This is a genomic window from Streptomyces sp. NPDC050504 (assembly GCF_044458065.1).
Lineage (GTDB): Bacteria > Actinomycetota > Actinomycetes > Streptomycetales > Streptomycetaceae > Streptomyces.
Map to the genome: position 1 here is coordinate 285,653 of NZ_JBITHO010000003.1, position 23,295 is coordinate 308,947.

Below are 23,295 nucleotides of genomic sequence, written 5' to 3' on the forward strand. Positions count from 1 at the left end.
TGCCCGCGTCCCGGCGTAGGCTCGGACGCGGGTACGAAACGCCTCAACGCCAAAGGAACATGTGATGGAGCTCGGTCTCGTCGGCCTCGGCAAGATGGGCGGCAACATGCGCGAGCGCATCCGCCGCGCAGGCCACACCGTCATCGGATACGACCGCAACCCCGACCTCGCGGACGTCCACAGCCTCAAGGAGCTTGTGGACGGCCTCCAGGGCCCCCGCGTCGTGTGGGTGATGGTCCCCGCCGGCGCCGCGACGCAGTCCACCATCGACGAGCTCGCGGAGCTGCTGCAGCCCGGCGACGTCGTCGTGGACGGCGGCAACTCGCGCTGGACGGACGACGAGAAGCACGCCGAGGAGCTGAAGGCCAAGGGCATCGGCTTCGTCGACTGCGGCGTCTCCGGCGGCGTGTGGGGCCTGGAGAACGGCTACGCGCTGATGTACGGCGGCGACGCCGAGAACGTCGCCAAGGTGCAGCCGATCTTCGACGCCCTCAAGCCCGAGGGCGAGTTCGGCTCGGTGCACGCGGGCAAGGTCGGCGCGGGCCACTTCGCGAAGATGGTCCACAACGGCATCGAGTACGCCATGATGCAGGCGTACGCCGAGGGCTGGGAGCTGCTGGAGAAGGTCGACTCCGTGGAGAACGTCCGCGAGGTCTTCCGCTCCTGGCAGGAGGGCACGGTCATCCGCTCCTGGCTGCTCGACCTCGCGGTCAACGCGCTGGACGACGACGAGCACCTGGACCAGCTGCGCGGCTACGCACAGGACTCCGGCGAGGGCCGGTGGACCGTCGAGGCCGCCATCGACAACGCCGTGCCGCTGCCCGCCATCACCGCGTCGCTCTTCGCGCGCTTCGCCTCGCGCCAGGACGACTCGCCCCAGATGAAGATGATCGCGGCCCTGCGCAACCAGTTCGGCGGCCACGCGGTCGAGAGCAAGAAGTAACCGGCGCACAGCCGGGGGAGGTCGGCCCACACCCATGCACGTCACGCATCTGTCGCTGGCCGACTTCCGCTCGTACGCCCGGGTCGAGGTCCCGCTCGACCCGGGCGTCACCGCGTTCGTGGGCGCCAACGGGCAGGGGAAGACGAACCTCGTCGAGGCCGTCGGCTACCTCGCCACGCTCGGCAGCCACCGCGTCTCGTCCGACGCCCCCCTCGTCCGCATGGGCGCCGAGCGGGCCGTCGTCCGGGCCGCGGTCACCCAGGGCGAGCGCTCCCAGCTGGTGGAGCTCGAACTCAACCCGGGGCGCGCCAACCGGGCCCGCATCAATCGATCGTCGCAGGTCAGACCACGTGACGTACTGGGGATCGTACGGACCGTGCTGTTCGCGCCGGAAGACCTGGCGCTCGTCAAGGGCGACCCGGGCGAGCGCCGGAAGTTCCTCGACGAGCTGATCACCGCGCGCTCCCCGCGCATGGCGGGCGTCCGCTCCGACTACGACCGGGTCCTCAAGCAGCGCAACACCCTCCTCAAGTCCGCCGCCATGGCCCGCCGCCACGGCGGCCGCGGCATGGACCTGTCCACGCTCGACGTCTGGGACCAGCACCTGGCCCGCGCGGGCGCCGAGCTGCTCGCCCAGCGCCTCGACCTGATCGGCGCGCTCCAGCCGCTGGCCGACAAGGCGTACGAACAGCTGGCGCCCGGCGGCGGTCCGCTGTCCCTGGAGTACAAGCCGTCCGCGCCCGGCCCCGGCCTCAGCCGCGAGGAGCTGTACGAACAGCTGCTCGCCGCGCTCTCGGAGGCGCGCAAGCAGGAGGTCGAGCGCGGCGTGACGCTGGTCGGCCCGCACCGCGACGACCTGCTGCTCCACCTCGGCCGGCTGCCCGCCAAGGGGTACGCGAGCCACGGCGAGTCCTGGTCGTACGCGCTGGCGCTCCGGCTGGCCTCGTACGACCTGCTGCGCGCCGAGGGCAACGAGCCGGTGCTGGTGCTCGACGACGTCTTCGCGGAGCTGGACGCGCGGCGCAGGGAACGGCTGGCGGAGCTGGTGGCGCCCGGCGAGCAGGTGCTGGTGACGGCCGCCGTGGACGACGACGTGCCGGGGGTGCTGGCAGGGGCGCGGTACGCGGTCGCCGCGGGCGAGGTGGCTCGGGCATGAGCGGACCGGCCGAGCAGTCACCGGGGCCCGGGGACGCGGGCAAGCCGAAGGAGCCCGAGGCTTCCGGGATCGACCTGGCGCGGGTCGCGCTGCGCGCCGCTCGGGAGCAGGCGCGGGCGCGCGGGGCCGCGGCGCAGCAGAAGAAACAGGCCAAGCGGGGCGGCGGGCTCAGGTCGGGGGCGCGGGCCGACGGCCGCGACCCGATGGCGCTGGGCTCCGCGATCAACCGGCTGATCACCGAGCGGGGCTGGGAGACGCCCGCGGCGGTGGGCGGCGTGATGGGCCGCTGGCCGCAGATCGTGGGCGAGGACCTGGCGAAGCACACGGTGCCGCTGCGGTACGACGAGGAGCCCGACGAGCGGGTGCTCACCGTGCAGTGCGACTCCACGGCCTGGGCGACGCAGGTGCGGCTGCTCGCGCCGACGCTCGTGGCGCGGCTCAACGAGGACCTGGGGCACGGCACGGTCCGGATGATCAAGGTCCTCGGGCCCGGCGGCCCCGCGCGGCGGTACGGACCGCTGCGCGCGCCAGGGAGCACGGGGCCGGGGGACACGTACGGCTGAGGCCTGCGGCCGGTGCGCGCGGCGGCGGGCCGGGGGCGTGGTGCGCGGGTGCGGTCGGGGTGCGGCCGCTGTGCGAAGAGCTCGTGAAGATGTCCCGTGGCCCCAGTGCTGCCCCAGGGCCTCTGTGGGGCGGTAAAACCCCTGGTGGGAACAGGTGTGGGGTGGGTGCAACCGGGTGTGTGCCATGAGGCGTCCCTCACGGTGGCCGGTGGTTGACAGGCCGAAGCGCTGAGCGCCCGTGTGAGGCGACTGGAGCCCCTCCCCTGATATGGGGAGTCGTTCCGCGCCCGCTCAGGGCGGCACATGCGGACTCAGGTACCGGCAAACCCCCATTCATGTCAGCGCTACCGGTAGACTGGTAGGTAATCCCGCCAGACTCGCGGGAACGTCGATTTAATGCCGAACGACGCAGCCGCTCCCGCCTGTCCGGAGAACGGCTCGTGCTGTGCCAGAAAGGGCGCTTCGTGGCCGATTCCGGCAACCCCAACGAGAGCAATCCGTCCACTGTCGTCGGTGAGAACGGCGAGGTCACCTCCTCGTACGACGCCAGCGCGATCACCGTCCTCGAAGGCCTGGACGCGGTCCGCAAGCGACCTGGCATGTACATCGGCTCGACCGGTGAGCGTGGTCTGCACCACATGGTGCAGGAAGTCGTCGACAACTCCGTCGACGAGGCCCTGGCCGGGCACGCGGACACGATCGACGTGACGATCCTGCCCGACGGCGGTGTCCGCGTGATCGACAACGGTCGCGGCATCCCCGTGGGCATCCACCCGGTGGAGAAGAAGCCCGCCGTCGAGGTCGTGCTCACGGTGCTGCACGCGGGCGGCAAGTTCGGCGGCGGCGGCTACGCCGTCTCCGGCGGTCTGCACGGCGTCGGCGTCTCCGTCGTGAACGCGCTGTCGACCAAGCTGGCCGTCGAGATCAGGACGGACGGCTACCGCTGGACGCAGGAGTACAAGGGCGGCGCCCCGACCGCGCCGCTCGAACAGCACGAGGCCACGGACGAGACGGGCACCTCGGTCACCTTCTGGGCCGACGGCGACATCTTCGAGACCACCGAGTACTCCTTCGAGACCCTCGCGCGGCGCTTCCAGGAGATGGCCTTCCTCAACAAGGGCCTGACCATCAAGCTGACCGACGAGCGCGAGTCGGCGAAGGCGGTCGTGGGCGCGGACAGCGCCGAGGAGACGGGCGAGCAGCAGGTCCTCTCCGTCACGTACCACTACGAAGGCGGCATCGTCGACTTCGTGAAGTACCTGAACTCCCGCAAGGGCGAGCTCATCCACCCCACGGTCATCGACGTCGAGGCCGAGGACAAGGAGCGGATGCTCTCCGCCGAGATCGCCATGCAGTGGAACTCGCAGTACAGCGAGGGGGTCTACTCCTTCGCCAACACGATCCACACGCACGAGGGCGGTACGCACGAGGAGGGCTTCAGGGCCGCGCTGACGGGCCTGGTCAACCGGTACGCGCGCGACAAGAAGCTGCTGCGCGAGAAGGACGACAACCTCTCGGGCGAGGACATCCGCGAGGGCCTGACCGCGATCATCTCGGTCAAGCTCGGCGAGCCCCAGTTCGAGGGCCAGACCAAGACGAAGCTCGGCAACACCGAGGCGAAGACCTTCGTCCAGAAGGTCGTCCACGAGCACCTGACGGACTGGTTCGACCGCAACCCGGTCGAGGCCGCGGACATCATCCGCAAGTCGATCGCCGCGCAGACCGCGCGCGTCGCGGCCCGCAAGGCCCGCGACCTGACCCGCCGCAAGGGCCTGCTGGAGTCGGCCTCGCTGCCGGGCAAGCTCTCGGACTGCCAGTCCAACGACCCGACGAAGTGCGAGATCTTCATCGTCGAGGGCGACTCCGCCGGCGGCTCGGCGAAGTCCGGCCGCAACCCGATGTACCAGGCCATCCTGCCCATCCGCGGCAAGATCCTGAACGTCGAGAAGGCGCGCGTCGACAAGATCCTGCAGAACACCGAGGTCCAGGCGCTGATCTCGGCCTTCGGCACCGGGGTCCACGAGGACTTCGACATCGAGAAGCTCCGCTATCACAAGATCATCCTGATGGCGGACGCCGACGTCGACGGCCAGCACATCAACACCCTGCTGCTCACCTTCCTCTTCCGCTTCATGCGTCCGCTGGTCGAGGCCGGGCACGTCTACCTCTCGCGCCCGCCGCTCTACAAGATCAAGTGGGGCCGGGACGACTTCGAGTACGCGTACTCGGACCGCGAGCGCGACGCCCTGGTCGAGCTGGGCAAGCAGAACGGCAAGCGGATCAAGGAAGACTCGATCCAGCGCTTCAAGGGTCTGGGCGAGATGAACGCCGAGGAGCTGCGCGTCACCACCATGGACGTCGACCACCGCGTGCTCGGCCAGGTCACCCTGGACGACGCGGCGCAGGCCGACGACCTGTTCTCGGTGCTGATGGGCGAGGACGTCGAGGCGCGGCGCTCCTTCATCCAGCGCAACGCCAAGGACGTTCGCTTCCTCGACATCTGAGTCGGTCTCAGCTGACCGTACGAAAGGACTGACGACCAGCAATGGCCGACGAGAACACCCCCACCACCGCCGAAGACGAGGGTCCCGTGCTGCGGATCGAGCCCGTCGGGCTCGAAACCGAGATGCAGCGCTCGTACCTCGACTACGCGATGTCCGTCATCGTGTCGCGCGCGCTGCCCGACGTGCGGGACGGCCTCAAGCCCGTGCACCGCCGCGTGCTGTACGCGATGTACGACGGCGGCTACCGGCCCGAGAAGGGCTTCTACAAGTGCGCCCGCGTCGTCGGTGACGTCATGGGCACCTACCACCCGCACGGCGACTCCTCGATCTACGACGCCCTGGTGCGCCTCGCCCAGCCGTGGTCGATGCGGATGCCGCTGGTGGACTCCAACGGCAACTTCGGTTCCCCGGGCAACGACCCGGCCGCCGCCATGCGGTACACCGAGTGCAAGATGATGCCGCTGTCCATGGAGATGGTCCGGGACATCGACGAGGAGACCGTCGACTTCCAGGACAACTACGACGGCCGCAACCAGGAGCCGACGGTCCTCCCGGCGCGCTTCCCGAACCTGCTGGTCAACGGCTCGGCGGGCATCGCGGTCGGCATGGCGACCAACATTCCGCCGCACAACCTCCGCGAGGTCGCGGCCGGTGCCCAGTGGTACCTGGAGAACCCCGAGGCTTCGCACGAGGAGCTGCTGGACGCGCTGATCGAGCGCATCAAGGGCCCCGACTTCCCGACCGGCGCCCTCGTGGTGGGCCGCAAGGGCATCGAGGAGGCGTACCGGACGGGCCGCGGCTCGATCACGATGCGCGCCGTGGTCGCGGTCGAGGAGATCCAGAACCGCCAGTGCCTGGTGGTCACGGAGCTTCCGTACCAGACCAACCCGGACAACCTCGCGCAGAAGATCGCCGACCTGGTGAAGGACGGCAAGGTCGGCGGCATCGCCGACGTCCGCGACGAGACGTCCTCGCGCACCGGCCAGCGCCTGGTGATCGTCCTCAAGCGGGACGCGGTCGCCAAGGTCGTGCTCAACAACCTCTACAAGCACACCGACCTCCAGACCAACTTCGGCGCCAACATGCTGGCGCTGGTCGACGGCGTGCCGCGGACCCTGTCGATCGACGCGTTCATCCGCCACTGGGTGACGCACCAGATCGAGGTCATCGTCCGGCGTACGCAGTTCAGGCTGCGCAAGGCCGAGGAGCGGGCGCACATCCTGCGCGGCCTGCTCAAGGCCCTGAACGCCATCGACGAGGTCATCGCGCTGATCCGGCGCAGCCAGACCGTCGAGATCGCGCGCGAGGGCCTGATGGGCCTGCTGGAGATCGACGAGATCCAGGCCAACGCGATCCTGGAGATGCAGCTCCGCAGGCTCGCCGCCCTGGAGCACCAGAAGATCACCGCCGAGCACGACGAGCTCCAGGCGAAGATCAACGAGTACAACGCGATCCTGGTGTCGCCCGAGCGCCAGCGCACGATCGTCAGCGAGGAACTGGCCGCGATCGTCGACAAGTTCGGCGACGACCGCCGCTCGGCCCTGGTGCCGTTCGACGGCGACATGTCCATCGAGGACCTGATCGCCGAAGAGGACATCGTCGTCACGATCACCAACGGCGGCTACGTCAAGCGGACGAAGACCGAGGACTACCGCTCGCAGAAGCGCGGCGGCAAGGGCGTGCGCGGCACGAAGCTGAAGCAGGACGACATCGTCGACCACTTCTTCGTCTCCACCACGCACCACTGGCTGCTCTTCTTCACCAACAAGGGCCGCGTGTACCGCGCCAAGGCGTACGAGCTCCCGGACGCCGGCCGGGACGCGCGCGGTCAGCACGTCGCCAACCTGCTGGCCTTCCAGCCGGACGAGCAGATCGCCGAGATCCTGGCGATCCGCGACTACGAGGCCGCGCCCTACCTGGTGCTCGCCACCAAGGCCGGCCTGGTCAAGAAGACCCCGCTGAAGGACTACGACTCCCCCCGCTCGGGCGGCGTCATCGCGATCAACCTCCGGGAGACGGAGGACGGCAGCGACGACGAGCTGATCGGTGCCGAGCTGGTGTCCGCCGAGGACGACCTGCTGCTCATCAGCAAGAAGGCGCAGTCGATCCGCTTCACCGCGACCGACGACGCACTTCGGCCAATGGGGCGCGCGACTTCGGGCGTCAAGGGCATGAGTTTCCGCGAGGGCGACGAACTGCTCTCGATGAATGTGGTCCGGCCGGGTACTTTCGTGTTCACTGCCACCGACGGCGGGTACGCGAAGCGCACCCCCGTCGACGAGTACCGCGTCCAGGGCCGCGGCGGCCTCGGCATCAAGGCTGCCAAGATCGTGGAGGACCGCGGGTCGCTCGTCGGCGCGCTGGTGGTCGAGGAGACCGACGAGATCCTCGCCATCACGCTCGGCGGCGGTGTGATTCGTACGCGAGTCAACGAAGTCAGGGAGACGGGCCGTGACACCATGGGCGTCCAACTGATCAACCTGGGCAAGCGCGATGCCGTCGTCGGCATCGCTCGTAACGCCGAGGCCGGTCGCGAGGCCGAAGAGGTCGACGGTCCCGAGGGGGCCGACGACGCCGCGGTCGAGGGCGGCGACGCAGTGTCGGCAGCCGAGGGCACCCAGCCCTCGGCCGGGGAGCACGAGGAGTAGAGCGTGAGTGGAGCCACGGGTGCCGGTTCGGCCGGTCCGGCCGCTTCCGGACCTGGAGCGAGCGGCGCCCGTGGCTCCGCCACGGTCTCCCAAGGGGGCAGCAGCACGGTGACGGATACCCGCGGGGCCAAGCCCCAGTACGACGCGTACGCGACGGGGCCACTGCCCGGCGAGCGGGAGAATCCCGCTCAGGGGCAGACCGGTCCGTACCACCCGCCGCAGGCGTACCCGTCGCCGCACGGCGACGGCGGTACGCAGGGCGGCCAGCGGACCGGCCAGACGCGCAAGCCGCGGACGGGCGCCCGCACGACGCCGCGCACCCGCAAGGCGCGGCTGCGGGTGGCCAAGGCCGACCCGTGGTCGGTGATGAAGGTGAGCTTCCTGCTCTCCATCGCGCTGGGCATCTGCACGATCGTCGCGGCGGCCGTGCTGTGGATGGTCATGGACGCCATGGGGGTCTTCTCCACGGTCGGCGGGACGATCAGCGAGGCCACGGGCTCGAACGAGTCCAACGGCTTCGACCTCCAGTCGTTCCTGTCGCTGCCCAGGGTGCTGATCTTCACTTCGGTCATCGCGGTGATCGACGTCGTCCTGGCGACGGCGCTGGCGACGCTCGGCGCGTTCATCTACAACATCTCCGCCGGTTTCGTGGGCGGCGTCGAGCTGACGCTCGCCGAGGACGAGTAACCGATTTTGGGACTGGCCGCGACGTGCGCTAATCTTCAGGAGTCAGCGCGCGAGACACCTCGCAGAGCGCGGCGGGGCTATAGCTCAGTTGGTTAGAGCGCATCCCTGATAAGGATGAGGCCACAGGTTCAAATCCTGTTAGCCCCACAGTTTCGAAGGCCCCGGTCCATTGGACCGGGGCCTTTTGCGTGTCCGGGGTTCTGGTGCGTCAGGGGCCGCTGATGTGTCAGGGGCCGCTGGTGCGTCCGGTGCGGGGTGGGTGGGCAGTGCTGCGGGCGGTGTGTGCCCGGAGTGGTGTGGGGGCATACGGGGGCGCCCCGGGTGGTCTCGGGGAGAGACCGGGCCCGGGGCGCTGCGACGGGGCGGGGGCTGTCAGGGGTCTGCCGGGGCCGCGTCCGTGGCGTTGGACGGCAGGTGCCGCGCGGCCGGCGAGGAACCGTGTGCCTCGGCCCTGATGCGCTGCTTCATCGTGGGCGGCCGGGAGCTGGGGCGTGACAGTGTCCAGCGGGCTGTCTGAGGGGCCTGGAGGGCCGCCACCGGGCTCGTGGCCGTGTGTTCGTGGCTCACGGCCTGCTGCGTCGTGGCGGCGGCCGGGGCGGCGAGGCCCAGCGAGGCGAGGATCGCGAAGAACGCGGCGACGAGAGCGGTCCAGAGGTTCTTGACCTTGGTGGTGGCCATGATGGCCCCTCACTTTCAGGTGGTCCGGTTTGCTTACCTTTCAGATGATGTGGGCGCACCTCGGGGAATGCGGGGAGCGACGCCACCGATCCGTAGATCTTCAGATGAACACCACCCGGACGGCCCAACGGGCCCCGGGGGGCGGTAGGTCACCGATCGGTATCGGTCGGTGTGTATAGTCGGGCGGCAGAAGTCTCCTACGTCAAGAAAGACGAGGTCGCGCGGTGAAGAAGCTTCTCCTGGTCGCACTGGCCGCCATCGGCGGGCTCCTCGTGTACCGCCAGATCCAGGCGGATCGCGCCGAGCAGGATCTGTGGACGGAGGCGACCGACTCCGTGCCCGCAGGTTCGGGTGTGTGAGACGGATACAGGTCTGACGGAAGCCCCGGTCGCCGAGAGCGGCCGGGGCTTCGTGCTGTCCGGGGCCGTACGGTCCGGGGTCGCGCTGTCCGGGGCGTTCCTGCGGCTCGGTTTGCGGATGTTGTTCGACCGTGATGCCCGCCACCTTGAGTTCGCCTGCGCAAATCAATAGCTTGCATGGGCAAACGCAGGGCTCCGGTGCGATGCGCTCGCGCTCGTGGAGAAGCCGGACAACAGGGGTGATCCGGCCGCACTCGCAGACAGCGGCGGGACGCGCGGGGCAGGATGGGGCGGACCCGCGGCCGCCGGGGCGGCGGGCGTCGTGACCGCGGCCGTCGCGGCCCCCGTGCCCTTCCGGCGCGCGGCGCGGGTCGGCAACGGAGACGACGAGGGGACGTACGTGAAGAGGCAGCGCGGCAAGGGCCGGGTGATGCTCGCCGGGGCAGCGGCGATGTGCGCGGTGGTGGCGCTGCCGGGGAACGCCTGGGCGGCCGGGGAGCCGAGTCCGTACGCCTTCGACAGCGGGGCGAAGAAGATCGCGGGCGCCGCGCAGACCGGCGACGCACCCACCATCGAGGCGGGCTCCGTCTACCGGGACTCCATCAGGGGCGGCGAGAAGCGCTACTACCGGATGGACCTGGACGCCAAGGCCAACGTGTACGTCTCGGCGGTGGCCGTGCCCCGGCTGAAGACCACGGTGAAGTCCTCCGACAACATCAAGGTGACCATCCAGGACGGCAACGCCTACAACTGCAGCTACGACGACGCGGACTTCGGGCTCTCGGAGTTCCCGCGGCCGATCGCCAACAACGCGCTGCGGGGCATCGGCGCGGACAAGACCGACTGCCAGGAGGCCGGCTCCTACTACGTGGTGGTGGAGCGCAAGAGCGAGGGCACGTCGTCGCCCGATCCCTGGGAGCTGGAGATCAGCCCCGTGACCGAGCCGGGTCTTGAGCCCGGCTCGACGGCCCCGCCCAAGGCCCCGGAGAGCTGGCCCAGCCAGTCGCCCGCCCCGGTCGGGGGCGGCCCGAAGGAGCGCGCGGGAGGCACCGGCTTCTTCGACGCGCCGGGGCTGGAGAGCGGCGAGTGGAAGACCAGGATCGAAGCGGGCGAGTCGCTCTTCTACAAGGTGCCGGTGGACTGGGGCCAGCAGCTCTTCGTCGCGGCGGAGCTGGGCAGCAGCAAGTCCTTCGACGACGCCCGGTACGTGTCGGGCGCCCTCGACGTGGAGGTCTTCAACCCGGCGCGCGGCCTGGTGGACGACGCCTCGACGATCACGTACACGGGCAAGCAGGTGACGGCCGCGGTCGACCCGATGCCGCCCGTGGCGTACGAGAACCGCACCGCGTCCCCGAACAACGTCTCGGAGACGCGCTTCGCGGGGTGGTACTACCTGCGGGTCGCGCTCAGCCCCGAGGTGAAGCGGAAGTTCAGCGACGAATCGCTCGGGCTGAACCTGCGGATCAACGTCACGGGCAAGGCGAAGAAGGGGCCCGCGTACGACGGGGACCCGGGGATCTTCGCCGTGACCTCGGACGACAAGGAGGCGGCGGCCAGCGGGCAGAGCACGGCCGAGCAGTCGGACAACGGCACGATGAAGCTCGTCGCGGCCGCGGGGATCGGCGCGGGGACGGTGCTGGTGCTGGGGCTCGGCGTGTGGACGCTGCTGGGACGCAGGCGGGCGCTCGGGGGCTGAGGCGGCTTTGGGGCCGGGCTCGGGTTTCGGGGCCGGGCTCGGGCCGGGGCTGAGGCCGCTCAGATCTGGGTCAGGGCCCAGAAGCCCACGGCGAAGCAGATCAGGGCGACGACCAGCACCGGGACCGCGACCTTCGGGGGCGGTCCCGATCGCTTCTGCGGCGCGTGCCCGTGGGCGTGTGCGCGCACGGGGGTCGTGACCGTCGAGGCGAGGGGCGCGGGGGCGTACGAGGGCGCCGCGGCCGGTGCCGGTGCTTGTGCCGCGAGGGGGTGCTGGTGTGCCGGGGGCTGGGAAAGAGGCGCGCCGTGAACGGGAACCTGCTCGTCGTGAGCGGTGTATGAACGAGTAGGAGGCTGCTGGTACGAGACCGCTGCCGTCGGGGTCTGGGAGGGGGAGTCCAGATGCTCGGAAACCGGAGTCTGAGCTGGCGCGGGCGCGGGCTGCGGCGGGGGCGGGGACAGGTGGAAGCTGCCCGTCTCCGACATCCGCTGCGGCTGCGGTACGTGGGAGGAGGCGGTCGTCGCCGGGTGGGCGCCGGTCGGCGTGCCCAGGTGGGTGGCGGTCGGGACGCCGGGGTGCGGGCTGGTCGGGTCGGCGGACTGCTGGGGCTGCTGCTGTGCGAGCTGCTCGGGCTGTGCGGGTTGCTCGGGCTGCGAAGAGCGCTCGGGCTGGGCGGGGCGCTCGGGGCCGGACGGGCCGAAGCCCGCGGGGAGCGGGCCGATCTGGTCGAAGACCTCGACCGGCTCCTCGTCGGGGCCCGGCTCGGGAAGCATGTCGACGGCCGTCGTCAGTGCCTTGCGCGCGCCCGTGGCCGTGCGGAACCGCGCCTGCGGGTCGGGCTGGAGCAGCCCGGCGATGACCTGCCACAACGGCTCGGGGATGCCCTGGGGCGCCCCGGGGGTGCCGTGGGTCGTGAAGTGTTCGACGAGGGCCTCGGAGTCGGGCTTCTGGCCCTGGAGGAGATAGAGCGCGACCAGACCGACCGCGAAGAGGTCCGCGGTGAAGTCGGGCTCGGCGCCCAGCAGCTGCTCGGGCGCGAAATAGCCCGGGGTGCCCACGACGTAGTTGGTCTCGGTGAGGCGCGGCTCGCCCTTGCGCATCGAGATGCCGAAGTCGGAGAGGCGCAGGTGCGGCCGCTTGGTGCCGGTGGACTCCAGCAGGATGTTGGCCGGCTTGATGTCGCGGTGGACGACGCCCTCCGCGTGCACGGCGGCGAGCCCGGCCAGCAGCTGGTCGAGAAGGGTGCAGACGAAGCGGGGCGGCAGGGGGCCGTAGTCCCCGATGACGTGGGCCAGCGAGCCGCCGCTCACCAGGTCCATGGTGAACAGCACCTTGTCGTCGTCGGCCGCCCAGCTGGCCGGAGCGAGCACGTGCGGGTGGTCGATGCGCAGCGCCTGCTCGCGCACGAAGCGCAGCAGCGTGTGCGCGTTGCTCTGCTGCAGGACCTTGGCCGCCACGTAGCGGCGCCGCCGGTGGTCCCAGGCGCGCCAGACGGCGCCCACTCCACCGCGCCCGATCGGGTCGATCAGCTCGTACCGACCGGCGAAGACCTCACCCATTGCGCTCTGCCCGCTCCCAGTAGACCTTCGCTCAGCTCTGGTGCGCCTCGTAGTGCGCGACCGCTTCGGCGGTGCGCCCGGCGCCGTACACCCGGAGGAACTCTGCCAGCTCGGGGTGGGTCGGTGCGAGGGAGTCCGCCGCATCGATGATGTCCCCCGCCGCGGCGACGGAACGCAGCAGCGACTGGATCTCACGGACCACGCGCCGCACGGTCGGGGCGCCCGCGCTGTTCGTGGTCTGCGAGGTGCCGGTCAGGACGGAGCCGCCCTGGGACTTCTTGATCTCCTCCATGCGGTCGGTCGCCTCCGCGGCGCTGACGCTGCCGTCGGCGACGAGGCCGGAGAGCTCCTGGAGGGCCTGGACGCGCTGGACCACGGCGGGGTTGCCGATCTTGGCGCGCTGGCCGCTCATCAGCTGGGAGAGCATGGGAGCGGACAGGCCGAGCACAGCGGCGAGCCGGGCCTGGTTGAGGCCGAGGTCGTCGATGAGGCGGCGGAAAAGAGCCCCCAGCGGCTCGCCGTACCAGCTGCGCTGGAGCTCCCGTGCTCTTGCCGTCGCTTCCTGTTGTGCTGCGTCCATTGCGTCTCCCCATCGCTGCTGCTTCGCTGCTGCGAACCTCCGGCAGCATCCTACGGAGAGCGGTCGTTGACCGGGAGTCCCAATCCTTTTGCGCGATCCAGGGGGTGACCCGGTATTCTGTTCTGCGTCGGTCGTCGTGGCGAGTTTTCGCCCGGCACTGTCACCCATCCCGGGGCCTTAGCTCAGCTGGTAGAGCGCTGCCTTTGCAAGGCAGATGTCAGGAGTTCGACTCTCCTAGGCTCCACTTCGATAGACACCCTCTGACCTGCGGAAACGTTGGTTCAGGGGGTGTTTTTCGTGCCCATCAGAGGGCACCGCGTGCCCACTGATGGGCACGCGGTCGCCCGGTCCTCTCAGTAGTTGCGGGCCTATCGCCTCTCCAAGAGATCTCTTAGGACCAGGAGTGACGCTGTGGGCAACCAGGTCGGCCACCGCACAGGGGACCTCTTGCCACAAGGCGGAGCGAGAGGCTCTGGAAGTCGTGTGAAGACGGGGATGGGGTGGCAGCCTGGTATGGAAGGATCCGGATGCCCAGGGCAGCAGGAAGGAGAAGAACGTGATCGACAGGTTCACGGACGGGCTTCTCACGTCTGCCGAGACGTCCGCCTATCTACAGATTCCGCAGTCCACGCTGCACAGCTGGTTGCGTGGTACGGCGGCGGGTGCGCCGTTGGTGCACCAGGTTGAGCCGTTGCGCCCAAAGCAGCCTTCGTTGCCGTTCGTTGCTGTGGCTGAGGCGTACGTGCTGCGATCGCTTAGGGACCTGGGCCTGCGGATGAGTGAGATCCGTGAAGCAGCCGGGGCTGTACGAGCTGCCTTCGACACCCCGTACGGCCTGGTATCGAAACGGATCGCGACTGATGGGGTGGACATCTTCGTCGAGCATGGTCTTGGCGACTTGCGGAGGGCCCGAGACGGCCAAGCACCCATCCATGAAGTTGTCGCGGAGTACTTGCGATATCTGTCATGGGAGGCGGGGGATGACTTCCCTTCGAGCCTCCAGCTGAAGCAGTACCCGTCTACGGTGCCTGTTGTGATCGACCCACGGTTCGGGCACGGACTGCCTGTCATCGAAGCCAACCGTGTACCGGTGAAGGCAGTGTCAGATCTGTGGGAGGCCGGAGAGTCGGTCGAAGACATCGCGTACGAGTACGAGATGGAGCCTGAGCAGGTGGACTTGCTGTGCCGGGCTGTGGTGCGACTTGCCGCCTGAGTTCTTCCTGGACCGGAATCTTGGGCGTCGCGTCGCTGAGGAACTGCGGGCGCGTGGTTGGCGGGTGCACCGGATCGGTGATGTCTTCGCGGGCGACGCACAAGACGTCCCTGACGAGGAGTGGATCCTGCACGGACTCGGCCGTGGATGGGTGCCGCTGTCGAAGGACGGACGAATCAAGACGCGGGACCAGGAGATCCAACCGGTGAGGGATCACGCGGCAGTGCTCTTCTACCTGGACAATCAGCAGCTTCGCAGCGTCGAGATGGTGGAACGTCTCCATGCGAGGCGAGACGCGATCCACCAGGCGATCGCTCGTGGTGGTCCTGCGGCCTACGCTGTACGTGCCGAGCGGATCGAGCGCACCTGGCCCTGATCCGTACCTCTGCGGGAACAGGCCAGCGAACGCGAAACGTGTTTGCGGTTGTGTAGATCTCTCGGTGCTGGCGCGATAGTGAGCGTGAGGGCGTGCTGTCGGAGTGGCGCCGGTGGGGCGTGCTGTCGGGGCGGCTTGGCGGGAGGGGACTGGGGGCTTTCGCTTCGGTTCGTCATCCTGGATCAACCGTTGAGGTTCCGCTTCTGTGCAGGTGATGGCCAATAGCGCGGGAGGTGGTGCCGCGAGGTGTCCTCCCCGGCTACGGGGGCCCAGGCGGGTCTGGATCGGGCTTCAGGGCGGTGGCGCAGGTAGCGGCACGGCAGTAGCTAAGTAATTTATGTATGCAAATTTGTTTGGTCTGTAGTGGTGCCTCCCCAGCTGGACCACCAAGACCCTGGCCTGTGGAAATGTGGGTGGGGGTCAACCTCTCTTGTTCGAGGGTTGCTTGGGGGTGGATCGGGCCTAGCGTGTGGGGCGTTCGAGCGGCGGGCAGGGGGCTCGCCGGACCTCACGGGGAGGGTTCACCAGTACTCATGCCCATTCGACGTTTCGCCGGGCTCGCGGCCACGAGCGCCGCGCTCGCGCTGTTCGCCTCGGTCGGCTCCACCGGTAGCGCCGCTGCCGCCATCTATCCGTCCACCTACGGGTGCGCGCCCGGCAAGGCGTGTCTGTACTACAACAGCACGTCCACGCCTTCCGACTCCATGGCGGGGAACTGGAGCGGCCGGATCTCCAGCCTGCAGATCGTCAACAACGGGGTGGCCGAGCCGTACCAGGACCACATCCGGTTCACCGCCGAGAAGTACTCGCCCACCAGCGGAGTGGTCAAGTACAAGGGCTGTCTGCACTACGCCTTGCCGAACGCGGCGGGCGGGCAGTACAAGGTCGACCTCAAGCCGACCAACAGCTACGGGTTCACCGTGACGTCCCTGACGTGGGGCGGCGAGTGCAAGTCCACTGAGAAGGTGCTGGAGTTCGCCTGATCGGCGGGGATACGGGGGTACGGGGGTACGGGGAGCCCTCTGGCCTGCGGGGAACGCGGGGCAGAGGGCTTTTCCGTGGGTGTTCTGCGGGGGCTCAGCGGGTCGTCAGGCTCTGTAGGCAGGTGAGCAGGGTGCGGGACTCGATGTTGAGGTAGTGGCTGTGGCGGATCAGGGCCGCCAGCTCGGGCAGCGGGATCCAGCGGTGGTCGGGGCCCGGGGGCTCCTCGGGGCGGGCGGGGTCGGCGGCCAGGACCACGTAGCGGTTGCGGGCGTGGTGGAAGCGGCCGCCCTCCTCCGAGAGGACCGAGTCGAACAGGATCCGCTCGGGCGGCGCCGCGAGCACGTGGTCCAGGAGCGCGGGCCGGGCGGCGGCCGGGAGGCCGGTGTAGTTCTCGGGCGTGCACTGCACGGTGGGGGCGAGCTCCAGGACGTCGGTGTACCCGGGCTCGACGCGGGCGTGCACGAGCGCCTGGAGGATGCCGTCCACGCGGCGGGTCAGGAACGCCGAAAGACCGGTGCCGTGCGGTTCGACCATGGGTTGCGACCAGCCGCGCACCTCGCGGCCCTCGGCCCGGACGTCCACCGCGATGACGCTGAAGAACCGGCCGCTCTCGTGGGAGATGCGGTCCGCCGAGCGGTGCCAGTGGCGGACCTCGTTCAGCGGGACGCGCTCGACGCGCGGGTCGTGGCGGGTGCGGGCCTCGGTGATCCAGCTGAGGAGTTCGGCGGGCAGCGGCGCCGCGTCGTCCGTGCCGTCGGCCCCGAACGGGTGCGGGAGGCAGGCCAGGACGCTGCGCGAGTCCATGTTGACCAGGTCGTCGACGACCAGCAGCCGGTGCAGCTGTCCCAGGGTCAGCCAGTGGAACCCGTCCAGGACCTCGACGTCGTCGTCGACCTCGACGACGATGTTGCGGTTGCGCTTGCCGTAGAACCAGCAGCCCTGTTCGGACTGGCGGACGTCGGCGATGACCCGGTACCGCGAGGCCTGCTGGAAGTACTCGACGTAGGAGACGGCCGCGCCCCGGTGGACCCGGGCGTAGTTGCTGCGGGTGGCCTGCACGGTCGGCGAGAGCTGGAGTCCGTTGCAGTTGCCGGGCTCCATCTTGGCCTGCATGAGGAAGTGCAGGACGCCGTCGAACTCCTTGGCGATGATGCCGAGGATGCCGATCTCCGGCTGGTGCAGCACCGGCTGGGACCAGGCCTCGACCGGGCGGCCCGGCATCGTCACGTCCATGCCCTCGACGCTGAAGAACCGGCCGCTGTCGTGGACGAGGTTGCCCGTACCCGGCTCGAAGCCCCAGCCGCGCAGGTCCGCGAACGGGATGCGCTCGACCCGCGACCCGTCGGCCGCGCGGCGCTCGTCGAACCACTTCTGGAAGCCGGCCAGGGTGACCGTGGAGCTGTCGGCCGTCCGCGCCGAGCGGGCGACCCGGGCCGCGAGACTGCTCGCGGAGCGGCTCGTCGCGGTGCTCACCAGGCCCACGCCTCGGGTCCGGGGCCGCCGTTGCCGATGGGCGGGAACAGCCGCTCCAGCTCGGACAGCACGTCGTCCGTCAGCTCCAGCCGCAGGGCGCTCAGCGCGCTTTCGAGCTGGCCGATGCTGCGCGGGCCGATGACCGGGGCGGTGATCCCGGGCCGGGACATGACCCAGGCCAGGCCCACCTCGGCCGGGTCGGCCCCGATGCCGTCGCACAGCTTCTCGTACGCGGCGATCGCGTCGCGGTGCTTCTCCAGCGCCTCCTTCGCCCTGCCCTGCGCGGTCTTGACGGCCGTACCGTCCCCCAGCTTGCGCAGCGCACCGCTCAACAGGCCGCCGTGCAGCGGGGACCAGGCGAGGACGGCCACCCCGTAGCGCTGGGCGGCCGGGATCAGCTCCAGCTCGATGTGGCGGGTGACCAGGTTGTAGACGGACTGTTCGGAGACGATGCCGAGGAAGTGGCGGCGCGCGGCGGCCTCCTGCGCCTCGGCTATGTGCCAGCCCGCGAAGTTGGACGAGCCCACGTACCGGACCTTGCCCTGCTGGGTGAGCATCTCCATCGCCTGCCACACCTCCTCCCAGGGGGCGTGGCGGTCGATGTGGTGCATCTGGAACAGGTCGATCCAGTCCGTCCCCATGCGCCGCAGCGATGCCTCGCAGGAGGCGATGATGTGCCGGGCCGAAAGGCCGCCGTCGTTGGGGCGGTCGCTCATCGGGTTGAACACCTTGGTGCCGAGCACGACCTGCTCGCGGCGCCCGCCGCCCTGGGCGAACCACTCGCCGAGCAGTTCCTCCGTGAACCCCTTGTGGACCTGCCAGCCGTACTGGTTGGCGGTGTCCAGGAAGTTGATGCCGCGGTCCAGGCCGCGGTCCAGGATCTCGAAGCTCTCTTCCTTGGTCGCCCGGACTCCCAGGTTGAGCGTGCCCAGGCAGAGCCGGCTCACTTGGAGGGCCGTGCGGCCGAGGTAGGTGTATTCCATCTCTGATTCCTTCACCGGTGCGGGTCCTCTGCGGCTGCGGCTTTCCATTGGTCGGTGATCGAACGCTCCAGCGGGATCCGGGGCGACCAGCCCAGTGCCTCGCGAGCGCGGCCGACGTCGGCCCGGGTCCAGTTCGCGCCGTTGCTGCGCACGGCGCCCTCCTGCCTGTGCACGAGCTCCGGCGGCACCGCGGAGGCCGTGACGAGCAGGTCGAGGATCTCCCGCACTTCCACCGCGGTCCCCTGCCCGATGTTCAGGGTCGTGCCGGACAGCGGGGATTCGGCGGCCCTGACGACCGCGTCCGCCACGTCGCGCACGTCGACGAAGTCGCGGCGGGCGTCGGCGACGGTGAGCCGCGCGGGCGCGTCGGGCGCGGCCGCGCGCAGCAGGTCGGCGACCTTCCCCAGGAAGCTGCCCCGGGGGGTGCCGGGGCCGCACACGTTGGTGATCCGCAGGACGAGCGCGTCGACGCGGCCCGCCAGGGCGGCGTCCAGGACGGTCCTGGTGCCCGCCAGCTTGGTGCGCCCGTACAGGGTGACGGGGGCGGGCGGACGGTCCTCGGTGACGGAGACGCCGTACGGGAACTCGCCGTACTCGTGCACCGAGCCGAGGTGCACCAGCCTGGGCCGTCGCGCCATGCCCGCCAGGGCCCGTACCAGCGTGTCGACCAGGTCGGTGTGGGAGCGGACCATGTCCTCATCGGTGCCGTCCCAGCTGTCCGTCGCCGCGTTGACGACGACCCGGACGCCGGCTGCGTCCAGCAGGGCGGTGAGCTGTCGCGCGGTGGCCGAGAGCACGTCGAGGGCGGTGAACTCGGCGGGCAGCGGCTCGCGCGGAGGCCTGCGGGCCACGGCGAGCACGCGGTACCCCCGGCGGGAGAAGGCCGTGCAGAGGTGGCGGCCGATGAATCCCGTACCGCCGATCACCGCGACGCACGGCGTGTCCTGAGCGGTCCGGTCGGGGCCGGGTGCTGTGGGGGTGTCCATGGCTCCTGCCTCACTCACTCTCACTCACTGCCAGCGGAAGAGTCGGGCGGCCAGCACGCTGCACAGGGCGCCGACGCACGCGAGGACGACCAGGTGCAGCGTCTGCGGCCACTGCCCCTCCCAGGAGTCCCGCAGGGCCTGGAGGGTCGCGCCGAGCGGGGTGTAGTCGCCGATGGTGGCCACGGTGTCGGGCAGGTCCTCCTTCGGGAGGAACACCCCGCCGAAGAACAGGCTGGGGAACAGCAGCGACAGGCCCATCGAGGTCGCCGCGCGGCTGCCGGGCGCCACCGCGGCGACGAGCAGGCCGACCGAGAACAGCGCCCAGGCGCCCAGCGCGAACGTCAGCAGGAAGGCGGGGACCTGCTCGGGCAGCGCCGTGTCGAAGGCGATCCGGCCCACGGCGACGACCAGCACCGCCGCGACGACGGCGGTGGCCAGGTTGATGACGAGCTGCGCGAACAGCAGGTTCACGGGGTGGACGGGGCTGGCCGCCATGCGGCGCAGGATGCCCTTCTCCCGGTAGGTCGCCAGGGTGGTGGGCAGCAGGTTCAGCGACAGCATCGTGAGGCACATCGACATCGCCATGGCCGGTACGAACGCGGCCATCGCCGCCTTCTCGGCGGGGGTGTCGTCGGATTTGCCGGTGACGATGTGGAAGATGCCCAGCAGCATGAGCGGCAGCGCGATCACGAAGAACACCGCGGTCGGATCGCGGAGGAAGAGCTTGGTCTCGACGAGGGTGAGCTGGGAGCGCCCGGTCATGGCTGTCCTCCTGACGGCCGGGGGCCGCCTTGGATCGGTGGCTGCCGCGGGGGTCGGCAGCGAGTCGTCTTGGGGCCCGGCGGGGCGGATGGGTTCGGTGGGGCCGTTGTGGCCGGGGGCGCTGTCGGGACCGGTGGGGCCGGTGGGGGCTGGGGCGTTGGGCTGGTTTGTGGGGGTGGGATCGGTGTTGGTCGGGGGGCGCACGGCGTCAGCTCTCCGGCGGCGCGCCGGTGAGGCTCACGAAGGCGTCCTCCAGCGTCGGCTGCTCCAGGCGCAGTTCACCGGGGACGATGTCGTGCCGGGAGAGCGTCGAGACCACCGCGTACACCAGGTTCTCCGTGCCGTTCACCGTCACCCGCGCGTTGCTCCTGCTCACCGACGTGACCTCGGGCAGCGCGGTCAGCAGGGCGTCGTCCAGCGGGGCGGACGGGGTGAAGTGGAGGCGCTGCCCGGGGTGGGCGGCGGAGATCAGCCCGGCCGGGGTGTCGAGGGCCACCAGCCGCCCGTCCCTGATGATCGCGATGCGGTCGCAGAGGCGCTCGGCCTCCTCCATGAAGTGGGTGACCAGCAGGACGGTGACGCCCTGGGCGCGGACCCGCTCGATCAGCTCCCAGGTGTCCCGCCTGGCCCGGGGGTCGAGCGCGGTCGTCAGCTCGTCGAAGACCGCGATCTCCGGGTTGCCGACCAGCGCGAGGGCGATGGACAGGCGCTGCTTCTGGCCCCCGGACAGCTGCCCGAACTGGCTGTCGCGCTTGGCCTCCAGACCCCAGTCGGTCAGCAGGGCCCGCCAGTCGGCCGGGTTCTCGTAGAAGGAGCTGTACAGCTGGAGCGCCTCGCGGACCTTGAGCCGGGGCGGCAGTTCGCTCTCCTGGAGCTGGATGCCGATGCGCTGCCGCAGCTCCTCCTTGTCGTGCTGCGGGTCGAGGCCCATGACGGAGATCTTGCCCCCGTCGTACCTGCGCAGGCCCTCGACGCATTCCACCGTGGTCGTCTTGCCCGCGCCATTGGGGCCGAGAACGCCGAATATCTCGCCTCTTTCCACCGTGAAGGAGACGTCGTCCACGGCGACGTGGTCGCCGTAGACTTTCCGGAGTTTCTGAACCTCGATCACCGGCATGCCTTCTCTTTCCTCCACCACCGGGCTTTTCGCCACCGCGAATTCAACCGGTGGGCGGAGTCGTTCGTGTGACGGTGTGTGAATCGTTCCGCAGCGCAGCGTAGCGCGCCAGACAGGCGTCGTAGTCGGGCAGCGCGCCCGCCTCCAGGGCCTCGCGCAGGGTGGGCGCGCCGCGGTCCCGGTCCGAGACCAGGGGCGTGATCCCGGCCGGCCAGGGCAGGCCGAGCGCGGGGTCGAAGGGGTCGATCTCGTGCTCGGCCGCCGGGGTGTACTCGGTCGAACAGAGGTACGCGGCAACGGTGTTGTCCTCCAGGGCCATGAACGCGTGCCCCAGGCCCTCCGCGAGGTACACCCCCTCGCACTTCTCGGCGTCCAGCACCAGCGAGTCCCACCGCCCGAAGGTCGGCGAGCCCGCCCTCAGGTCCACCACCACGTCGAGCAGCGAACCCCGGGTGCAGGTAACGTACTTGCCCTGGCCCGGCGGCACGTCCGCGAAGTGGACGCCGCGGACCGTGCCGCGCCGGGACACGCTGTTGTGGTACTGCCCCAGCCGCAGCGGATGCCCGACCGCCGCGACGAAGGCGGAGTCGGTGTACGACGCGCAGAACGTGCCCCGCTCGTCGGGGTGGACCGCCGGCGTGAACGCGTACGCCCCGCCGACGGCCAGTTCCCGCACGGTCATGAGCGGTGCTCAGCGGTCAACTTCTCCAGGACCGGCACGAGTTCGGCGGGGCTCGGCGTCGCCGCGATCTCCGCGCGCAGCCGGTCGGCGGCCTCCTTGAAGGACGGCTCGCCGAGCAGCCGCTCGATCCCCTCGCGCACGCCCTGCGCGGTCAGCTCGCGGGCGTGCACGTACAGGCCCGCGCCCTCGGCCTCCAGGGCGGTCGCCTTCGACCACCAGTCGGCGAACCGGATCGGGGCCATGAACTGCGGGACGCCGTTGACCAGCGCGGTCGCCCAGGAGCCGAAGCCGCCGTGGTGCAGGATCGCGGAGCAGCTGGGCAGCAGCGTGTGCAGCGGTACGAAGTCCACCAGGCGGACGTTGTCCGGCACCCGCTCCAGGCCGGACGACACGTCGTCGGGCAGCGCCGCGATCAGCTCGATGTCCAGGTCGGCGACCGCGTCCAGGATCTCCTGGACCGGCACGAAGGAACCGCCCAGCGCGCCGAAGGAGACGCCCGAGGTCAGACAGACCCGGGGCCGCGTGGGCTGCTCGCGGATCCAGGCGGGCTCGACGGCGGGGCCGTTGTACGGCACCCAGCGCACCGGAACGCGCTTGACGTCCAGCGGCAGTTGGAGGCTGTCCGGGATCTGGTCGATGGTCCACTGGCCGGTGGTGACCTCTTCGGCGAAGTCGCTGCCGTAGCGCTCCAGGAGCTCGGTCAGCCACGCGGCCAGCGGGTCGACGCGCTTCTCCTCGGGCTGCTGCGCCAGCAGTTCGAGGAACGCCGTGCGCATCTTGGAGTAGATGTCGACCGCCCACAGCATGCGCGCGTGGGCGGCGCCGACGACCCGGGCGGCGACCGGCGCCGCGTAGGTCAGCGGGTCCCAGACGACCAGGTCGGGCTGCCAGTCGCGGGCGAGGGCCACCATGTCGTCGACCATGCAGTCGTTGTACGTCCGGTAGGCGAACTGGACGCTCATCTGGTACTTGGTGAGCACCTTCTCCCACGTCTGCCGGTCCGCGTACGGCTGCGTCCAGTCCGATATCTCGTTCTCCAGCTGCTCGTGGTGCATGGCGAACATCTGGTGCAGGTTGTGGTCCGTGCCGACCGACACCGCGGTGAGACCCGTCTGCGCGATGGCCTCGGTGAGGACGGGGTTGCTGGCCACCCGCACCTCGTGCCCCGCGGCAGCGCACGCCCACGCCAACGGAACCATGGTGTAGAGGTGGGATTTCTCGGAGACGGTGGCGAAAAGCACGCGCATGTGAGTTCTTCTTCCCTCGGGTCCCGATACGCGGGATCAGCAAATCTGACGTGCACAGCGGCGACAACCCCTACCGACCCCTCATGTGGCCGGTCGCGA

The 23,295-nt window shown here is 70.0% G+C and carries 21 protein-coding genes and 2 tRNA genes; 13 read left to right on the forward strand and 10 right to left on the reverse strand.

Annotation, left to right across the window (positions count from 1 at the left end; genetic code table 11):
* Positions 1–64: 64 nt before the first annotated feature.
* The 7 genes from gnd (at position 65) to ACIBNE_RS12635 (ending at position 8,648) form a co-directional block, all read left to right on the forward strand.
* On the forward strand, positions 65–943 hold the full coding sequence (gene gnd, locus ACIBNE_RS12605) for a phosphogluconate dehydrogenase (NAD(+)-dependent, decarboxylating) (RefSeq protein ID WP_399271511.1): 879 nt from the start codon (positions 65–67) through the stop codon (positions 941–943).
* 34 nt (positions 944–977) lie between these two features.
* Positions 978–2,099, forward strand: a complete 1,122-nt coding sequence (recF, locus tag ACIBNE_RS12610) for a DNA replication/repair protein RecF (protein WP_399271512.1) — start codon at positions 978–980, stop codon at positions 2,097–2,099.
* Positions 2,096–2,662: a DUF721 domain-containing protein gene (locus ACIBNE_RS12615; protein ID WP_399271513.1), complete on the forward strand. Its 567-nt coding sequence runs from the start codon at positions 2,096–2,098 to the stop codon at positions 2,660–2,662. The genes recF and ACIBNE_RS12615 overlap by 4 nt, the downstream gene beginning before the upstream one ends.
* Before the next feature lie 440 nt (positions 2,663–3,102).
* Positions 3,103–5,166, forward strand: coding sequence for a DNA topoisomerase (ATP-hydrolyzing) subunit B (gene gyrB, locus ACIBNE_RS12620; protein WP_399271514.1), 2,064 nt, complete (start codon positions 3,103–3,105; stop codon positions 5,164–5,166).
* 41 nt (positions 5,167–5,207) lie between these two features.
* On the forward strand, positions 5,208–7,814 hold the full coding sequence (gyrA, locus tag ACIBNE_RS12625) for a DNA gyrase subunit A (protein ID WP_399271515.1): 2,607 nt from the start codon (positions 5,208–5,210) through the stop codon (positions 7,812–7,814).
* A 108-nt stretch (positions 7,815–7,922) separates the two neighbouring features.
* Positions 7,923–8,501 carry a DUF3566 domain-containing protein gene (locus ACIBNE_RS12630; protein ID WP_399271516.1) on the forward strand — a complete coding sequence of 193 codons (579 nt, stop codon included), beginning with the start codon at positions 7,923–7,925 and terminating at the stop codon, positions 8,499–8,501.
* Between the two features lie 73 nt (positions 8,502–8,574).
* Positions 8,575–8,648: transfer RNA gene (locus ACIBNE_RS12635), tRNA-Ile, on the forward strand.
* Positions 8,649–8,873: 225 nt separating this feature from the next.
* Here the strand turns inward: ACIBNE_RS12635 and ACIBNE_RS12640 are convergent.
* Positions 8,874–9,179 carry a DUF6344 domain-containing protein gene (locus tag ACIBNE_RS12640; protein WP_399271517.1) on the reverse strand — a complete coding sequence of 102 codons (306 nt, stop codon included), beginning with the start codon at positions 9,177–9,179 and terminating at the stop codon, positions 8,874–8,876.
* A gap of 224 nt (positions 9,180–9,403) precedes the next feature.
* Here ACIBNE_RS12640 and ACIBNE_RS12645 point away from each other — a divergent pair, with 224 nt between their 5' ends.
* Together ACIBNE_RS12645 and ACIBNE_RS12650 are read left to right on the forward strand one after the other, a co-directional pair.
* Positions 9,404–9,538, forward strand: a complete 135-nt coding sequence (locus ACIBNE_RS12645) for a DLW-39 family protein (RefSeq protein WP_003958712.1) — start codon at positions 9,404–9,406, stop codon at positions 9,536–9,538.
* Positions 9,539–9,755: 217 nt separating this feature from the next.
* Entirely contained in the window at positions 9,756–11,234 is a 1,479-nt protein-coding gene (locus tag ACIBNE_RS12650) for a hypothetical protein (protein ID WP_399271518.1), read from the forward strand.
* Between the two features lie 59 nt (positions 11,235–11,293).
* Here ACIBNE_RS12650 and ACIBNE_RS12655 read toward each other — a convergent pair whose 3' ends face one another.
* Positions 11,294–12,793: a serine/threonine-protein kinase gene (locus ACIBNE_RS12655; protein ID WP_399271519.1), complete on the reverse strand. Its 1,500-nt coding sequence runs from the start codon at positions 12,791–12,793 to the stop codon at positions 11,294–11,296.
* Positions 12,794–12,824: 31 nt separating this feature from the next.
* Positions 12,825–13,373, reverse strand: coding sequence for a helix-turn-helix domain-containing protein (locus tag ACIBNE_RS12660; protein WP_399271520.1), 549 nt, complete (start codon positions 13,371–13,373; stop codon positions 12,825–12,827).
* Between the two features lie 171 nt (positions 13,374–13,544).
* On the opposite strand from ACIBNE_RS12660, the gene ACIBNE_RS12665 reads away from it, so the two are divergent.
* The 4 genes from ACIBNE_RS12665 to ACIBNE_RS12680 all read left to right on the forward strand — a co-directional run bounded on the left by ACIBNE_RS12665 (position 13,545) and on the right by ACIBNE_RS12680 (position 15,945).
* Positions 13,545–13,617 (forward strand) — tRNA-Ala (locus tag ACIBNE_RS12665).
* A gap of 312 nt (positions 13,618–13,929) precedes the next feature.
* Complete coding sequence (locus tag ACIBNE_RS12670; protein WP_399271521.1) at positions 13,930–14,586, forward strand: DUF433 domain-containing protein; 657 nt, start codon at positions 13,930–13,932, stop codon at positions 14,584–14,586.
* Entirely contained in the window at positions 14,576–14,962 is a 387-nt protein-coding gene (locus ACIBNE_RS12675; protein ID WP_399271522.1) for a toxin-antitoxin system, toxin component, PIN family protein, read from the forward strand. Before ACIBNE_RS12670 ends, ACIBNE_RS12675 begins: the two co-directional genes overlap by 11 nt.
* 533 nt (positions 14,963–15,495) lie before the next feature.
* Entirely contained in the window at positions 15,496–15,945 is a 450-nt protein-coding gene (locus ACIBNE_RS12680) for a hypothetical protein (protein ID WP_399271523.1), read from the forward strand.
* A gap of 94 nt (positions 15,946–16,039) precedes the next feature.
* Here ACIBNE_RS12680 and ACIBNE_RS12685 read toward each other — a convergent pair whose 3' ends face one another.
* The 7 genes from ACIBNE_RS12685 to ACIBNE_RS12715 form a co-directional block, all read right to left on the reverse strand.
* Positions 16,040–17,422, reverse strand: a complete 1,383-nt coding sequence (locus ACIBNE_RS12685) for an NDP-hexose 2,3-dehydratase family protein (protein WP_399271662.1) — start codon at positions 17,420–17,422, stop codon at positions 16,040–16,042.
* A complete protein-coding gene (locus tag ACIBNE_RS12690) occupies positions 17,416–18,402 on the reverse strand; it encodes an aldo/keto reductase (protein ID WP_399271524.1) in 987 nt (328 codons plus the stop codon). The genes ACIBNE_RS12685 and ACIBNE_RS12690 overlap by 7 nt, the downstream gene beginning before the upstream one ends.
* 11 nt (positions 18,403–18,413) lie before the next feature.
* Positions 18,414–19,388 (reverse strand): NAD-dependent epimerase/dehydratase family protein, encoded by a 975-nt coding sequence (locus ACIBNE_RS12695; RefSeq protein ID WP_399271525.1) that lies wholly within the window; start codon positions 19,386–19,388, stop codon positions 18,414–18,416.
* 24 nt (positions 19,389–19,412) lie between these two features.
* Positions 19,413–20,150, reverse strand: a complete 738-nt coding sequence (locus tag ACIBNE_RS12700; protein ID WP_399271526.1) for an ABC transporter permease — start codon at positions 20,148–20,150, stop codon at positions 19,413–19,415.
* A 208-nt stretch (positions 20,151–20,358) separates the two neighbouring features.
* Positions 20,359–21,267 carry an ABC transporter ATP-binding protein gene (locus ACIBNE_RS12705; protein ID WP_399271527.1) on the reverse strand — a complete coding sequence of 303 codons (909 nt, stop codon included), beginning with the start codon at positions 21,265–21,267 and terminating at the stop codon, positions 20,359–20,361.
* 43 nt (positions 21,268–21,310) lie between these two features.
* The gene (locus ACIBNE_RS12710) at positions 21,311–21,949 is read right to left on the reverse strand and encodes a dTDP-4-dehydrorhamnose 3,5-epimerase family protein (RefSeq protein ID WP_399271528.1); all 639 of its coding nucleotides are present in this window, start codon (positions 21,947–21,949) and stop codon (positions 21,311–21,313) included.
* A complete protein-coding gene (locus ACIBNE_RS12715; protein WP_399271529.1) occupies positions 21,946–23,196 on the reverse strand; it encodes an activator-dependent family glycosyltransferase in 1,251 nt (416 codons plus the stop codon). The genes ACIBNE_RS12710 and ACIBNE_RS12715 overlap by 4 nt, the downstream gene beginning before the upstream one ends.
* Positions 23,197–23,295 lie beyond the last annotated feature (99 nt).

Coding starts and splice junctions, on each gene's coding strand:
- gnd (WP_399271511.1), top strand. CDS start 65: ATGGAGCTCGGTCTCGTCGGCCTCGGCAAGATGGGCGGCAACATGCGC.
- recF (WP_399271512.1), top strand. CDS start 978: ATGCACGTCACGCATCTGTCGCTGGCCGACTTCCGCTCGTACGCCCGG.
- ACIBNE_RS12615 (WP_399271513.1), top strand. CDS start 2,096: ATGAGCGGACCGGCCGAGCAGTCACCGGGGCCCGGGGACGCGGGCAAG.
- gyrA (WP_399271515.1), top strand. CDS start 5,208: ATGGCCGACGAGAACACCCCCACCACCGCCGAAGACGAGGGTCCCGTG.
- ACIBNE_RS12640 (WP_399271517.1), bottom strand. CDS start 9,179: ATGGCCACCACCAAGGTCAAGAACCTCTGGACCGCTCTCGTCGCCGCG.
- ACIBNE_RS12655 (WP_399271519.1), bottom strand. CDS start 12,793: ATGGGTGAGGTCTTCGCCGGTCGGTACGAGCTGATCGACCCGATCGGG.
- ACIBNE_RS12660 (WP_399271520.1), bottom strand. CDS start 13,373: ATGGACGCAGCACAACAGGAAGCGACGGCAAGAGCACGGGAGCTCCAG.
- ACIBNE_RS12680 (WP_399271523.1), top strand. CDS start 15,496: ATGCCCATTCGACGTTTCGCCGGGCTCGCGGCCACGAGCGCCGCGCTC.
- ACIBNE_RS12690 (WP_399271524.1), bottom strand. CDS start 18,402: ATGGAATACACCTACCTCGGCCGCACGGCCCTCCAAGTGAGCCGGCTC.
- ACIBNE_RS12695 (WP_399271525.1), bottom strand. CDS start 19,388: ATGGACACCCCCACAGCACCCGGCCCCGACCGGACCGCTCAGGACACG.
- ACIBNE_RS12700 (WP_399271526.1), bottom strand. CDS start 20,150: ATGACCGGGCGCTCCCAGCTCACCCTCGTCGAGACCAAGCTCTTCCTC.
- ACIBNE_RS12705 (WP_399271527.1), bottom strand. CDS start 21,267: ATGCCGGTGATCGAGGTTCAGAAACTCCGGAAAGTCTACGGCGACCAC.
- ACIBNE_RS12710 (WP_399271528.1), bottom strand. CDS start 21,949: ATGACCGTGCGGGAACTGGCCGTCGGCGGGGCGTACGCGTTCACGCCG.
- ACIBNE_RS12715 (WP_399271529.1), bottom strand. CDS start 23,196: ATGCGCGTGCTTTTCGCCACCGTCTCCGAGAAATCCCACCTCTACACC.